This window comes from Rhizobium sp. A37_96, from assembly GCF_053521765.1.
On sequence record NZ_JBNWDS010000001.1, the window covers coordinates 1016777 to 1031490 of the forward strand.

The following is a 14714-nucleotide window of genomic DNA, read 5'->3' on the forward strand; positions in this document are numbered from 1 at the left end:
GTCGCAACAGATGACGGCCATCCACTGAGGAAGAAGATCGGCGACGGCGGGCGCTTATTCCTCACCGCAAGAAGAATTCCATCAAGTCATTGAAATAAATTGGTTTATTTTTGCATCTCCGGGTTGGACTACCAAGATTGCGGGTGCGTGAATTCGGCATCCGCGATTTTTTGCATCCGATCGGGAATAAAACCCGCGCGAGCGCGATCTAGCCTTTGAGGCAACATTGCAAGCACCGTATCCGAGGCCTACAGTCGGCATCGGCGTTTTGCGGGGATCATGATGACAGACGCCCGACTTATGAGTTCGATGACGCTCGGCGGCCAGTTCCACGCATGGACATGGCGCAAGCCGCGAAATACCGCGACGAGCAGGCTGGTGAAGCTGCTGGCTCGCCTGCGTCTCTTCATTGCCGAAGGGAAGCGGGGCGATCACGCCGCCCTCATGACAATCGCTGAATCCGCGGCGAATGCCGCGCCATTGAAGCGTGCGGTCTCCTCTTCCGACGAGACGATGCGCCGCTTCCAGCATACCATCATCCCGCATCTGGACGCCGCCTATAATTTCGCACGTTTCCTGAGCCGGGACGCCGACGCCGCGCAGGACATCGTGCAGGAGGCATATCTGCGCGCCTATCGCGGCTTTGGCGGCTTTCGCGATGGCGACGCCCGTGCCTGGACCTTCACCATCGTCCGCAACTGCTATCATGCCTGGCTGCAGGAAGGCCGGCGCAAGACCCGTTACGAACAGCCGATGACCGATGAAAGGGAGCAGGACGAAGGCTCGCCGTCGCCCGATCCCGCTTCCGAGGAGGATACGCCGGAAGCGGCATTCATCCGCAAGTCGGAAACGCAGCGGGTGCGCGAGGTCATCAATGGGCTGCCAGACGCCATGCGCGAGGTGCTGGTCCTGCGCGAACTGGAAGATCTTTCCTACAAGGAAATCGCCGAGATCATCGATGCGCCGATCGGCACCGTCATGTCGCGCCTCGCCCGCGCCCGCCGCGATTTCGGCGAGATCTGGCGCAGTCTCGACGAGAACGAGGCGGCACGATGAGCGGCGGGGAGCGCGACGAGCATGGCGAATGGGCGGACCTGCTGCACGGCTTCATCGACGGCGAGCTCGACGCGGCCAATGCGGCACGGTTCGAGGCACATCTGGCGACCTGCCGCGACTGTGCCGACGAGATGGAGAATGCCTTGATGGTCAAGCGCCTTTCCGCACGCGAAGGCGTGAAATGGCAAGCGCCGGATGCCGTCCATGCACGCATCCAGGCGTCGCTCGCGCTGGAGCAGTCCATGCTGGCTCGCGCGGCGATGGCCACGCGCCGGACGGAGAGCCCATGGCAGCGCTTCTGGCGGGTCGTCCGCGAATGGAGCTTCGTTCCCTCGCTTGCCGTGCTGGCGGCGAGCCTCATGCTGGTGCTGAACGTGCCGCGGCAGAGCCAGACCATCGAGGACCAGCTTCTTGCCAGCCATGTCCGTTCGATGCTGGCCGATCATCTGACCGATGTGCTGACCTCCGACCAGCACACCGTCAAGCCATGGTTCGACGGCAAGATCGATTTTTCGCCGCCGGTGGTCGACCTCGCGACTCAGGGCTTTCCGTTAGTCGGCGGCAGGGTGGATTATCTCGACGGCCGGGTGGTGGCGGCGTTGATCTATCGCCGGCACGGCCACATCATCAATCTCTTCATCTGGCCCGGCGCTTCGCAGGCTCGGGGCAATGCCGAGAAGGACGGCTACAATTTCGTCGAATGGCACGCGGACGGACTGGTCTTCTGGGCAGTCTCCGATGTCGCCACAGCCGATCTCGCCGCCTTCCGCGACGATTTCACGCGCGCGACCAACCCGTGACATACAAAAGCCGGCCGCATCAGTGCAGCCGGCTTTTCGATTGTGTGGGCAGATCAGGCCGAGAGCTTGGCCAGCACTTCTTCCGAGACTTCGAAGTTCGAATAGACGTTCTGAACGTCGTCGTCGTCTTCGAGGCTGTCGATCAGCTTCATCAGCGACAGGGCCTTTTCTTCGTCGACCGGCACGTTGTTCTGCGCACGCCAGATCGCCTTGACCGTTTCGGCTTCACCGAGCGTCGCTTCCAGCGCCTTGGCGACTTCGCCGAGGGTTTCGAAGGCACAGATGATCACATGGCTTTCATCGTCGCTCTCGACGTCATCGGCACCGGCTTCGATCGCCGCTTCCATGACCTTGTCGGCATCGCCAGCGGACGGCTTGTAGGTGATTTCGCCGACATGGTCGAAGGAGAAAGACACCGAACCGGTTTCGCCGAGCGCACCGCCGGCCTTCGTGAAGATCGAGCGGACGTTGGAAGCCGTACGGTTGCGGTTGTCGGTCAGCGCTTCGACGATGATCGCCGTGCCGCCTGGGCCGTAGCCTTCGTAACGGATCGCATCGTAATTCTCGGTATCGGCACCGGATGCCTTCTTGATGGCGCGGTCGATATTGTCCTTCGGCATCGACTGGGCCTTGGCGTTCTGGATCGCCAGGCGCAAGCTCGCGTTCATGGTCGGGTCAGGCAGGCCCGCCTTGGCGGCGACGGTGATTTCACGCGCCAGCTTCGAGAACATTTTCGAACGCACCGAGTCCTGACGACCCTTGCGGTGCATGATGTTTTTAAACTGTGAATGGCCAGCCATGGCACCCCTGTTCACGTCTTTTGTTGGGAATGGGCCGCCTTATAAGAGCGAAGCGACCTTCATTCAAGTAAAAAGCCGGATAATGGCGATGGAGGACACTGCATATCAAGGGGATCGCGGAGGCGGTCGCGACGATCAAAGCCCCTTCAGCACATAGATCAGCGGCTTGCGCGGCAGGGTCTTCACCGACACCGTGACGCTTGGCGTCGGCGCGTAGCCGACATCGAAGTCCGGGCCGAACAGGGCAAGGAACTGGTCGATCGGCGGGCCCCAGCGATGCATGGGCAGGATGAGCGAGGACCGAAGCCGCTTGACCACGCGGCTCATGCTGTCGGCCCCCATGGTCAGGCCGCCGTCGACCGGCACCATCACGACGTCGAGCCGGCCGATCTCGGCATATTGCTGGTCGGTGAGCTCGAAATGCAGATGTCCCAGATGGCCGATGCAAAGCCCCGCCACCTCGAAGATGAAGATCGAATTGCCGTTGGCCTCGATACCGCCGCCCCAGGAGCGAATGTCGGTGACGACATTGCGGATCAGCGTGTCGCCCACGGTCATGCGGATCTTCGCCGGCTCTCCGGGCGTATCGCTCCAGCCATGCAGCACATATCTGATCGCTGGATCGGGCGTCAGCGTATAATGGCTCGGATGCGCCTTGTTCATCGTCACGACTTCCGGCGTGTAGGGCGGCGGATAGGCGCCGCTGTAATCCGTGGCGATGGAAACACCGCCAGGCGTTTCGATGAAGAGCGTCGCATGGCCGAGAAACGTGATCTTCACGTCGCCATCGATGGGATCATTGGCAAGTGTGGGACCGGCGGGAGAAAAGCTGGCAAAACTCGCTTTGGGAAGAGATTGCGCGATCGCCTGACACTGGCTGGGTTGCGGGCGAACCAGCTTTTGCTGGGCATGCGCCACGCTCCAGCAGAAAATCATCGACAGGAAGAATGCGGCAAGAACAGGAAATCGCGGCATCATGCCACCCCCTCAAGCCCGACGGTGGCGGAAGGATGCGGCATGAGCGGACACAGGTCCAGCGGCAATCAGGCGCGATTGCTCACAATCGCGTCATCGAATGGCGATGATGAATTATCGTGCAGCGATCAGCGCCAGAAGTCCGGAATGGTTTCCGCAAGCCGAGGCCCCAGCCGCAGCGGCGCAATATTTTCGGCCAATCCGGTGGCGTCGGAAATCTCCACGCCGACGCCGCAGATGGTGGCGGGCCCGGAAGCCGCTTCGAAACGGCCCTTCGGCATCTTCGAGATGAAGCGGTTCAGCGGTTCCTCCTTCTCCATGCCGAGCGAGGAATCGTAATCGCCGCACATGCCGGCATCCGACATGTAGGCTGTGCCGCCGTTCAGGATCTGCGCGTCCGCGGTCGGCACATGCGTATGCGTGCCGACGACGAAGCTGGCGCGGCCGTCGACGAAATGGCCGAAGCACTGCTTTTCGCTGGTCGCTTCCGCATGAAAATCGAAGACGATGGCATCGGCCTGCTCCTTCAGCGGGCAGGCATCGAGGATGGCCTCGGCCGACTTGAAGGGATCGTCCAGCTCCGGATGCATGAAGACGCGGCCCATGATGTTGGCAACAAGGATACGGGCGCCATTGCGAGCGTAATAGAGGCCGGAACCGCGGCCGGGCGTGCCGGCCGGATAGTTGGCGGGGCGGAGAAACTGGTCGTGGCGCTCGCAGAAAACGACGGCTTCCTTCCGGTCCCAGACGTGGTTGCCTGTCGTTACGACATCGGCGCCGGCATTGATCGTTTCGAGGAAGATATCCTCGGTGATGCCGAAGCCGCCGGCGGCGTTTTCGCCGTTGACGATGACGAAATCGAGCTTCAGGTCGGATACGAGCCCCGGCAGGCGGTCCCACACCGCGGTTCGTCCCGTCTTGCCGACCATGTCACCCAGAAAAAGCAGCCGCATTCGCTATCCAATCACTTCCGAAACGAAATTGAGTCCGCTCTCGGTCAAAATCGCGTCAAGACGGACATCATGCGGCTCAGCGGGTACTGATGGCACTTCTTGGCAATCGAATGCAATGCCGATCAGCCGCGGATTCAACCCTTTTTGATGCAGGCGGTCGATAGCGCGATCATAATAGCCGGCACCGTAGCCGATGCGATGGCCGGTACTGTCGAAGGCGGAGAGCGGCACCAGCATGACATCCGGGTCCAGCTCGGCCGCGTCGGGTCCCGGCCCGAACGTTCCAAACCCGCACGGCACCAGCGGCGCCCCCGGCACGAGTTCCCTAAAGACGATCGTGCTGCGGTCGAGAATGACGGGAACGCAAAGCCGCGCGCCGCGCGTCCGCAGATGCGCCATCAACGGCCTTATATCCACCTCGGAACGGATCGGCAGGAAGCCGGATACGATGTCCCCCGCCCCGACCTCGATGCCATCCCCGCCGTGCGCGGCCATGGCGAGACCTTTTTCGATCCGGTCTTCGTCCGGAATGGCATCGCGTGCCGCCAGGCGCTCGTTGCGATATTGGGCTTTCAGTTCTTTGGGAGTCATCGGATCTTCGCGAAAATTCATAATATCACGAAAACATAATGAGCCGGCGGCCCATTGCAATGCGCGAAAGCGACATGCAGCGATCCTATGGCCGGGCCGGCATTATCAGCCGCCGCTCCGGACAATGGACAGCTTGCCTTCGCCGTTCACATGCGCGCGGACATTTTCATAGTTCAGCAATGACGAGTGATTGGTTTCGATGGGATGGGAATGGGTCGCGGTGATCACCATTACATCCGCGCCCGCCGCTTCGCCTGCCTTGATGCCGGCCATCACGTCCTCGAACACCAGGCAATCCGAGGTGCGCAAACCAAGACGCTCCGCGCCAAGAATGTAGCCCTGCGGATCCGGTTTGCCGACCTTGACGTCCTCCGCGGTCACGATGAAGCGCGGCACCGGGATGCCGGCGGCGTCAAGCCGCGCCATCGCCAGGCGATATGGGGAGGATGTCACGATCGCCCACCGCTCCGGCGGCAGCGACGCCAGGAAATCGGCGGCGCCCGGCAGGGCGACGACGCCTTCGACATCGGCAATCTCCGCTTCCATGATGCCGGCCGACTCCGCAACCGGATCGACGCCGGGCAGGTTCAGCTGGCTGATCGTATCGACACCGCGCTTGCCATGCATGGTCGGCATGAACTCTTCGACGTTCAGACCCTTGCTGCGAGCCCAATTGCCCCAGACGCGTTCGGCAGCCGCAATCGAGTTGATGATCGTGCCATCCATATCGAACAGGAAGCCGGAATAGGTCTTGGTGAAGGCGGAAGACAATGCTGAACCTTTCTGGACGTAAGAACGAGCGGCCGAGCGGATCGCGCCACTCGTAACAAATGCTTCCTCCGACTAACGTCAGCCGCGGCAAGAAGCAAATGATTGCTGGGCAACGGCCGCGGAATAAGCACTCCGTTCGCGCCGGCGAGACATGGACGGAAAAGGACCTTTCCTTGCGAAGAGGCCGCAGGAACAGCCGCGCGCGGCACAAGCCGACCACGCGCGGAGTGCGTCGATTACTCGCCGAGGCGGCTCTTCAGACCATTTATGATATGGTTCGCCAGTGCCTCGTAGTCGTCGTCGAAATGATGGCCGCCATCCATGGCGATGACTTCGGCGCCGGTGCCGTTCAACAGCGGGCACGCCACATCCTCGTCGTCATCCTTGCCGTAGACGCATTGCACCATCTTCGGATTGACCGACTTGAGATCGTTGACAGGATTGCCGCCCTTGCCTTCGCTCGAAGCGCCGAGCCAGCCCATGACCGAGATCACGTAGTCGACCTTCTGCGACAGCGACAACAGCGACATCTGGACGATCTTGTCCTTCTCCGGCTGCTTCAGGCGATTGTAGCTTGCCGGCAGCACATCGGCGCCGAAGGAATAGCCGACCAGCACCACATGCTTGACCTTGAAGCGCTTGGTGTAGAACTGGATGATCCGGGCGAGATCGTCGGCCGTCTGCTGCGGGTCCCGCTCCGACCAGAAGTAGTGCAGGGAATCGACGCCCACGACCGGAATGCCCTGATCCTGCAGATAGCTGCCGACTTCCTTGTCGATGTCGCGCCAGCCTCCGTCGCCGGAATAGACGATCGCGAGCGTGTCCTCGGTCGGCGTGGTTTCCATGACGTCGACCGGCAGGCCGAGCGGCGACTTGGCGCTGTCGATCGATTTCATCAGGTCGGCCAGCGAAGCCTCGAGCGTCGCATAGGTATCCGCATTGTCCGAATCCGTCGACTGGACTTCGGGATGCTCCTTCTGGATCTCCTCGACATGGTCGCGCCCGTCCTTCGGTGCATTCGGCGTGAAGGTCACGAGGATCGGATTCGGCAGCGCGCCTTCCTGCAGGCCGAAGGACACCATGTCGCCATCGGTCTTCTTTTCGGCCGGCGTGCAGAGTTCCTGCTTCAGCCCGATGCCGGCGGCCGGATCGACGGCCAGCGTGCCGGCGACCGTCGCATCCGGCGTCTGGGCCGCGATCGTCAGCGCCATGGCTCCACCGGCGCCGACGCCGGCGATGATGGGCAGCTGGTAGGTGCTGTCGGAAAACGAACGCTGCACCTGCTGGCTGAGCGATTCCAGATCCGCGACGATGTAGATGCAGCCGTCGTTCTGGCTGACATCGTATTTGTTGAGCGAAGCAAGAAAGGACGGATAGTCGATGCCGATAACAAGCGAACCGTCGGCCACGAGCTTGTCGGCGACCGCCTTTTCCTTGTCGCCCCAGCCGGCAAGATCGGAAATCAGAACGACCTCGCTCGAAACCTTGCCTTGCGGGCGCATGATATGCGGCGCCGGGATCATGCCCAGATCGTATTTGGCATCGTCGGCTTCCGCCCGTGCTGGACCGGACATCAACAGGCCCGTCGACACCATGCATGCGAAAGCCAATGACATTGCGTATTTCAAGATCATTTCCTCACGACCCCCTTAAGTCCGCCTCCGATGAGGAATGTGGCATCCATCAACGCGATCATTGGACTGACACCTCCCGAGACAGCCAGATAGCGCGGCTGCCATTCGGGATGGAACTTGGATTTGAAGGCACGAAGCCCTTTGAAATTGTAGAAGCGCTCGCCGTGCTCGAAGACAGTCCCACCGACCCTGTCCCAAACCGGCGCCGATTCCCGTCTCGACATGCCCGATAGCGGCGCCATGCCGAGGTTGAAGCGCTGAAAGCCCTGGCTCTTCAGGTATTCGAGGATCTGCACGAACAGAAAATCCATCGAACCCTTCGGGGCATCGGGCGAAAAACGCATCAGGTCGACGGAACCCTCTTCCCTGGTTTCCGTCATCAGGATATTCGCAAAAGCGACGATCTTACCATCCTTTTTCAACACGCCGATCGGCTGTGAGCACACATAGTCCGGATCGAACGCGCCGAGAGAGAAGCTCTTTTCCTTGGCATTGTGATCGGCAAGCCATGTGTCGGACACATGGGCAAGCTCATCCATGACTTCGGGTATATCTTGAAGCTCGATAACGGCAAATTCTAGTCCATCGCGAACCGCGCGGCTTGCGGTCTGCCGCAGGTTGGCCCATTTGCCGCCTTTCAGCTCGAAATTGGCAAGGTTGACCACGGCCAGCTCACCGAGCTTGAAGGCGCGAAGACCGGCATCGGCGCAGTAGGACAGAAGCGCCGGCGAGATCTGGTAGAAGACCGAGCGACAACCCGCCGCCCGCGCCGCCTCGACAAAACGCCAGATGAGATCGGGCAGCGCCTGACGCGGACCGACAGGGTCGAACAATGCGATCCACGAGCGGCCCTGCTTGCCGTACATGATGAAGGCATCGCCCTTTTCCGAGAACATGATGTTCTTGTCGCCCATGCGCACCAGATTGGCATCGGCGATGCCTTGCCTGCGGACGATCTCGACGGCACGCGTCACCGCATCGTCGGAGACCGGCTCCAGCCGCTTCGTCGCGGGGCGCAGAAGGCTGAAGATCGCGATCGCCGACGACAGGATGGAAATGCCGAGCGCTGCGCGAAGGCCGCGCGGCGCCTCGTCGGCGAATTCGAACTGCCACCAAAGCTCGTTGCTGTAGCCGACATCGCGATAGACGAAGAACAGGACGACGATGGCGCCGATGCAGATCACCGCGATGGCCGTCAGCCAGCCGGCCGTCAGCGTCTGGTTGAGCAGCGATGCCGGCCTTCTGAACAGTCGGCGGCTGACGACAAGGCTGAAGACGAAGAAGGCGAGCAGGCCGGCCTCGACGATGGCGATGGCCTTCACGAGCGACAGGAACAGGGCCAGCAGCGCGGAGAAGGTCGAGACCCACCAGGCGCCGTCGAGACGCTGGCTGAGGCCGCGCGCCGCCACGATGATCGCCAGCCCGAGAAGGCTCGATAGGAAATGCGCGCTTTCGACGAGCGGCAACGGCAGGTAGCCGGAGAGCACGATCAGGTTCTGGTCCGGCGTCGGCGTCACGCTCGAGAACACCAGCATCATGCCGAGCAGCAGCGCGAAGGCCGACAGCAGTTGCGGCATGACGCGGGCGCCGATGCGGCGCATGCTCGACGCCACCGGATGGTCGACGAAACGGCGCAGCTCCGCCACCGAGATCGCCGCGATCGCGATGACGAGCGGGATGACGTTGTAGATGACGCGATAGAGGACCAGCGAGCTCAGCACCGCATCGGCGTTCACCGAGCTGCCGAGCCAGGCGATGATGATCGTCTCGAAGACGCCGAAGCCGGCCGGAACGTGGCTGAGCACGCCAAGGCCGACGGCGATGGCATAGATGGCAAAGAAGCCCGGCCAACCGATGGACGATTCCGGCAGCAGCACATAGAGCACGGAGGCCGAGGCGGCGATATCGAATGCGGTGACGAGGAATTGCCGCGACCAGGTGCGCGAATCCGGCAGACGGACGGCAATCGGTCCGATGCGCACCTCCCGGCCGTTACGCCCGGCATAGACGACGAAAGCCAGCGCCGCGAGGATGACGATGGCAACCAGCCGCAGCCAGAAACCATCGACGTTGATCAATGGACCGATCTCATCGGCGATGACCAGAAGCGCGATGGCGCCGACGGCGGCAAGGCCGAGACCGAAGGCGAGCGTGACGAAGGCGATGACGCGGGTGATGTCGTCGGGCGACAAGCCAAGCCGGGTATAGGCGCGATAGCGGATTGCGCCGGCGCTGAGCGCGCCGAAGCCGGCCGTGTTGCCGACCGCATAGGAGCTGAACGAGGTCAGCGCCACATGCGGGAACGGCAGTTTCTTGCCGATATATTCGAGCGCGTTCTGGTCATAGAAGATCAGGGAGGCAAAGCTCAGGCCGGTAAAGAGCAGCGCGAGCAGCACGGAAGAGATCTTCGTCGTCGTCAACGCGTGCACGACGTCGTCGTAACGCACCTCGTTGGTCAGGTCGAAGATCGCATAGGCGGCAATACTGAAGACCGCGACGGTGAGAAGAGCAACGATCAGGGCGCGATAGCGGTTCAGCAGACCGACGACGCCGCCCCGCTCCTCCAGCTCCTCATCAGCATTTTCCAGATCGATTGGGCTCGACATGCTCTACCTGTTTATATTGATCTTCGCTGGTTCCGATGGTCCGGACGTCCAGTAATATCGGCGACGCGTCTTCGTGTTGCGATATACGCTTCTTTCGACGGGCCCGTTGTGACGCGCGTCCCATCATTCTCAATTTAGGCAATTTTGGCGCAGGCCCCGTTCCGCCGGCAATGAATCTGTTTTTATTGAAAGGATTTTGTCATTCACCCGGCTTTTAAGCTTATCCACACACAAAAATGACCTTCCCATGTTGCGTTCAGCGCAGCCCGGTCAGGACGTCGCGACTCGGTCTTCTTGCCTTGCGGATGCGGAAAACCCGTGCGGCGCGCAGCATCGGCAAAACGATTTCGAACGGAAGTGACGCATCCCCTACGATCATCTCGCCCCCACCACAACGCTAAATAGACCACACCCCGGCTCGATCAATCAAGTGTTCCGATAGCAACGATGCCGAAGACTTCGAACGTGTCCGGCTTCAGGAAACGGATAAGCCCGGCAAGGGCGTTCTTGCCGGGCCTTGGTGGGATTGGGCGAATGCAGGGATCAGACGCCCGATGGGCGATCGATGCCCGAGGCACCGCGTCAGAGCCTCAACGATCCGGCGCCTCCGCCGGCTCGCCGCGCATTTCGCTCAGGAAGAAGCCTTCGCGCAGGTTGATGCCGTATTCGACGAAGGCCTTCATGCAGCAGAGCATCTGCGTCCATCCCTCGCAATTCAGATAGGTGCCGCGGCGGCCGGCCTCATCCTCTCGCCAGCCGGTTTCCTCGATGATGACAAGCGTGCCGCCATCGTCCAGAGCGTCGAAGGTCATCTCCACCTTGGTCCTGTAGCGAACGCCGTCCTCGCCGGTGCCGCCTTCCCAGTGAAAGACGATGCGCCTGTTTTCCTCGACCTGGTTGACCTCGACGGGCGCATTCTTCCACCAGACGACCGTCGTCCCCGCCACCAGCGGCGCGCTCGCCCCGCCGACGGTGGTGAAATAGCTCGAAAGCTTCTTCGGATTGACGACCGCATCGAAGACTTCGTCGACCTTGCGGCCGATCCGCCCTGAAATCCGAACATTCAATGCCATGGCATCTCCTCCGTTGTTTGTCGCATCGCTCCATTGCGACCGGCCCCATTATGTTATAAAAATATAACATGTCAAACGAATCGAAAAGCGACCTCATTTTCAAGGCTCTTGCGCATCGCCGCCGGCGCGAGATTCTGGACATGCTGAAAGATGCGCCGCGAACGACCGGCATGCTCTGCGAAGCCTTCACGGACATGGATCGCTGCACCGTCATGCAGCATCTGAAGGTGCTGGAGGAGGCCGATCTCGTGATCGCAAAGAGGGACGGACGCGAGCGCTGGAACCACCTGAACAGCCTGCCGATCAAGCAGATCCACGACCGCTGGATCAGCGCCTACGCCGGCCATGCGCTATCCATTCTCGATCAATTGAAGAACGATCTGGAAGGCTGAAAAGAGAGGAAGGGATGGCAGCGACCGGCGGAAACCGCCGTCAGGCCTTAACGTCCCGGCGCAGCAATTGCTTCAGCTTGTCGCTCGTTCCGTCCTCGTCGAGCGGCGTATAGACCACCAGCTTCATGTCGGCGCGATCCATGACGGCAAGCGCGGTATATTCGAAGGTCATCAGCCCGCCTTCAGGATGGCGCAGGCGCTTGTGACCCGTCAGCGGCCGCAACACATCCTGTCTCGGCCACCAGGCGCGAAACTCGGGGCTGGACTGGGTCAGGGTGGCGATCAACCGCTCGAAATCCGGATCGCCGGCGTAGCGGGCACTGTCGGCGCGGAACATCGCGAGCGAATTCGCCGCCACGATCTCCCAATCGACGAGAAGCTGCCGGTGGGCAGGATCGGTAAACACCCGATGGACGCTGTTGCGCGCATCGCCCTGCAGCAAGGCGTAATCGCCGAAAAGCGCGACAGCCGCCGCATTCCAGGCGAGCAGGTCCCAACGTCGGCCGAGAACATAGGCCGGCTGCCCGGCAAGGCTCGCGAGCATCCGCCGCAACGCGTCCGGCACATCCTCGGGCCCGCGCGACGGAACCTCCGCCGTCGGCCGATCGCTGAGGGTAAAGAGATGCCGGCGCTCGGCCGGATCGAGGCGTAGCGCGTCGGCCAGCGCCGACAGAACCTCCGCGGAGGGGCGGACATCCCGCCCTTGTTCCAGCCATGTGTACCAGGTGGTGCCGACGCCGGCGAGAAGCGCCACTTCCTCGCGCCTGAGCCCCGGCGTGCGCCGCCGAAACCCCTCCGCGAGCCCGACGCCTGCAGGCGTCAGCTTTTCGCGGCGGGAACGCAGGAAAGCGCCGAACTCGCGACGCCTGGCTTCGAGAATGGTCTGGCTCTGATTGATGGTCATGGCTTATCATAGCAGGATCAATACTAGGATAAAGTCAGAACTGTTTGCCGCCTCCGCAAGCTGCCAAATATCGCCATACAGACAACAGAGAGGCGGTTTCGATGGATATGAGCGACAGAACGGTCCTGATCACAGGCTCGACGGATGGCGTCGGCCGCCGGGTTGCGGAAAGGCTGGCGGCGACGAGTGCCACGGTGCTGGTTCACGGCCGCAACAAGGCCCGCGCCGAAGAGCTGGCCTCCGGCATCCGCGACAATGGCGGGAAAGCAGCGATCTATCTTGCCGACTTCTCCTCGCTGGACGAGGTCCGCGCCCTGGCCGATGCCGTTGAACGCGATCACTCTCGCCTCGACCTCCTGATCAACAATGCCGGCATCGGTACGGGCGGCGATGCGGGACGCCGGACAAGCCGCGACGGATACGAGCTGCGCTTTGCGGTGAACTATCTCGCGGGCTTCCTGTTGACCGGCCGCCTGCTGCCGCTGCTGACAGCGAGCGCTCCTGCCCGCATCGTCAACGTTTCGTCCGCCGGCCAGCAGGCGGTCGACTTCTCCGACATCATGTTGACGCGCGGCTACAGCGGCGTGCGCGCCTATTGCCAGAGCAAATTGGCACAGATCATGTTCACCTTCGATCTCGCCGCGCAGTTGGCCGGCTCCGGCGTCACCGTCAATTGCCTGCATCCGGCAACCTACATGGACACGACCATGGTGCGCCAGGCGGGTGTCGCACCGCTGAGTTCCGTCGATCAAGGCGCCGACGCCATCCTCAATCTCGCCGTCGGCAACGCCTTGGAAGGGCAGAGCGGCCTCTATTACGACGGCCTGCGTCCCTCCCGCGCCGCCGCCCAGGCCTATGACGCATCCGCGCGGCAGCGCCTGCGAATACTCAGCGAAAGCCTCACCGGCCTCGCCTGAGCACGAACGTCCCTCCTCCCATCTCAACCTCAGAAAGGAGACACCCATGTCGTCTCAGCATGTCGTTATCATCGGCGGTTCCTCCGGCATCGGCCTTGCCGCGGCCGCCCACCTTCTCGAAAAAGGATATCGGGTCACGATCACGGGTCGCGACGCGGCGAAACTTCAGGCAGCCGCACAGAGCCTCGACGGCGATGTCGCCACCGCCGCCATGGATGCGGCCGACCTTGCCGGCCTTGGCAAAGCCTTCCAGGCGATTGGACCGCTCGACCATCTCGTGCTGGCGCTCGGTGGCGGACATGGGGCCGGTCCCTTCGCCATCGTCGACCTTGCCGATGTCAGAAGAGGCTTCGAGCAGAAGACGCTGGCGCATTTCGCCTGTGCCCAGGCTTGCCTTCCCCATCTCTCCAAACAGGGCAGCATCACCTTCGTCTCCGCCGTCTCGGCGCAGGCGGCCATGCCCGGAACCGCTGGGCTTGGGGCCATCAACGCCGCGATTGCCGCTCTGGCGCCGATTCTCGCGGTCGAACTCAAGCCTGTCCGGGTGAACTGCGTTTCGCCCGGCGTCGTCGATACCCCCTGGTGGGATTTCCTGACCGCGGAACAGAAAGAGCCGACCTTTGCCGGCTTCGCGGCACGCACACCGGTCGGCCGCGTGGGCAGCTCGCAGGAGATCGCCGACGCCATCGCCTTCCTGATCGGCAACGGCTTTACCAGCGGTCACACGCTGATCTGCGACGGCGGCATCCGCCTCGGCCAATGATTCCCAGCGCCATTGCCGGCGATACCGGCAATGGCGCCTCTAGCCGTTTCGGGCATCCGCCTGAAGCTGCGTGAGGATTTCGATCAGTTTCGGCGCCATGTCGCGGATCTCGACCAGATGGATCGAACTGAGCCGCTGGAGAACCTCCTCGGATTTCTCCGTCAATCGCAGGGTCTGCCGCCGCTTGTCCGTGGGATCGGGATGCCGGGTCACATAGTCGCCGTCGATCAATCGCCCGACCAGTTCCGTCGCCGTATGCGGCGCAATCAGCAGCTTTTCCGCCAACATGCCGATCGTCATCGCCTCACCGGCGCCGTTCCCCTTGATGGCGAGCAGCGCCTGATGCTGCTGTGGCGGCAGGCCTGCCTCGTGCGCCGCCGAGGTGCTGAAATCCATGAACTTGCGCAGGGTATAGCGCAAGGTCGCCAGCGCCTCGTAATCCGCCTGTGAGAGAGCTTGCTCCAAACGTCGCACCATCA

General features: G+C 62.1%; 15 protein-coding genes. 5 read left to right on the forward strand and 10 right to left on the reverse strand.

Translation table 11 applies throughout. The features are described from left to right. The first annotated feature begins 300 nt into the window (after positions 1-300). Both ACQZ6J_RS04945 and ACQZ6J_RS04950 read left to right on the forward strand, forming a co-directional pair. On the forward strand, positions 301-1056 hold the full coding sequence (locus ACQZ6J_RS04945; RefSeq protein WP_449082776.1) for a sigma-70 family RNA polymerase sigma factor: 756 nt from the start codon (positions 301-303) through the stop codon (positions 1054-1056). Then, positions 1053-1856, forward strand: a complete 804-nt coding sequence (locus ACQZ6J_RS04950) for an anti-sigma factor family protein (RefSeq protein ID WP_449082367.1) — start codon at positions 1053-1055, stop codon at positions 1854-1856. Before ACQZ6J_RS04945 ends, ACQZ6J_RS04950 begins: the two co-directional genes overlap by 4 nt. A gap of 53 nt (positions 1857-1909) precedes the next feature. On the opposite strand, the gene ACQZ6J_RS04955 is transcribed toward ACQZ6J_RS04950, so the two are convergent. From ACQZ6J_RS04955 to ACQZ6J_RS04990, 8 genes are all read right to left on the reverse strand, one after another. After that, the gene (locus tag ACQZ6J_RS04955; protein WP_163986619.1) at positions 1910-2656 is read right to left on the reverse strand and encodes a YebC/PmpR family DNA-binding transcriptional regulator; all 747 of its coding nucleotides are present in this window, start codon (positions 2654-2656) and stop codon (positions 1910-1912) included. A gap of 135 nt (positions 2657-2791) precedes the next feature. Continuing rightward, positions 2792-3634 (reverse strand): MBL fold metallo-hydrolase, encoded by an 843-nt coding sequence (locus ACQZ6J_RS04960; RefSeq protein ID WP_449082369.1) that lies wholly within the window; start codon positions 3632-3634, stop codon positions 2792-2794. A gap of 125 nt (positions 3635-3759) precedes the next feature. After that, entirely contained in the window at positions 3760-4584 is an 825-nt protein-coding gene (locus ACQZ6J_RS04965; protein ID WP_449082371.1) for a TIGR00282 family metallophosphoesterase, read from the reverse strand. Between the two features lie 3 nt (positions 4585-4587). After that, entirely contained in the window at positions 4588-5175 is a 588-nt protein-coding gene (locus ACQZ6J_RS04970; RefSeq protein WP_163986940.1) for a 5-formyltetrahydrofolate cyclo-ligase, read from the reverse strand. A 105-nt stretch (positions 5176-5280) separates the two neighbouring features. Continuing rightward, entirely contained in the window at positions 5281-5946 is a 666-nt protein-coding gene (locus ACQZ6J_RS04975; RefSeq protein ID WP_348643459.1) for an HAD family hydrolase, read from the reverse strand. 236 nt (positions 5947-6182) lie between these two features. After that, positions 6183-7580, reverse strand: coding sequence for a virulence factor (locus ACQZ6J_RS04980; protein WP_163986624.1), 1398 nt, complete (start codon positions 7578-7580; stop codon positions 6183-6185). Continuing rightward, a complete protein-coding gene (gene mprF, locus ACQZ6J_RS04985) occupies positions 7577-10186 on the reverse strand; it encodes a bifunctional lysylphosphatidylglycerol flippase/synthetase MprF (RefSeq protein WP_449082374.1) in 2610 nt (869 codons plus the stop codon). Before mprF ends, ACQZ6J_RS04980 begins: the two co-directional genes overlap by 4 nt. 590 nt (positions 10187-10776) lie before the next feature. Next, complete coding sequence (locus tag ACQZ6J_RS04990) at positions 10777-11259, reverse strand: SRPBCC domain-containing protein (RefSeq protein WP_449082376.1); 483 nt, start codon at positions 11257-11259, stop codon at positions 10777-10779. A gap of 68 nt (positions 11260-11327) precedes the next feature. Between ACQZ6J_RS04990 and ACQZ6J_RS04995 the strand changes: the two genes are divergently transcribed. Continuing rightward, complete coding sequence (locus ACQZ6J_RS04995; RefSeq protein WP_163986627.1) at positions 11328-11651, forward strand: ArsR/SmtB family transcription factor; 324 nt, start codon at positions 11328-11330, stop codon at positions 11649-11651. A gap of 40 nt (positions 11652-11691) precedes the next feature. Here the strand turns inward: ACQZ6J_RS04995 and ACQZ6J_RS05000 are convergent, their stop codons facing one another. Beyond that, entirely contained in the window at positions 11692-12555 is an 864-nt protein-coding gene (locus tag ACQZ6J_RS05000; protein ID WP_449082378.1) for a helix-turn-helix transcriptional regulator, read from the reverse strand. A 101-nt stretch (positions 12556-12656) separates the two neighbouring features. Between ACQZ6J_RS05000 and ACQZ6J_RS05005 the strand changes: the two genes are divergently transcribed. Together ACQZ6J_RS05005 and ACQZ6J_RS05010 are read left to right on the forward strand one after the other, a co-directional pair. Further along, positions 12657-13472 carry an SDR family NAD(P)-dependent oxidoreductase gene (locus ACQZ6J_RS05005; RefSeq protein ID WP_449082380.1) on the forward strand — a complete coding sequence of 272 codons (816 nt, stop codon included), beginning with the start codon at positions 12657-12659 and terminating at the stop codon, positions 13470-13472. Positions 13473-13518: 46 nt separating this feature from the next. After that, positions 13519-14235, forward strand: a complete 717-nt coding sequence (locus ACQZ6J_RS05010; RefSeq protein WP_449082382.1) for an SDR family oxidoreductase — start codon at positions 13519-13521, stop codon at positions 14233-14235. Positions 14236-14274: 39 nt separating this feature from the next. Here the strand turns inward: ACQZ6J_RS05010 and ACQZ6J_RS05015 are convergent, their stop codons facing one another. Continuing rightward, a complete protein-coding gene (locus ACQZ6J_RS05015; RefSeq protein ID WP_449082384.1) occupies positions 14275-14712 on the reverse strand; it encodes a MarR family winged helix-turn-helix transcriptional regulator in 438 nt (145 codons plus the stop codon). Positions 14713-14714 lie beyond the last annotated feature (2 nt).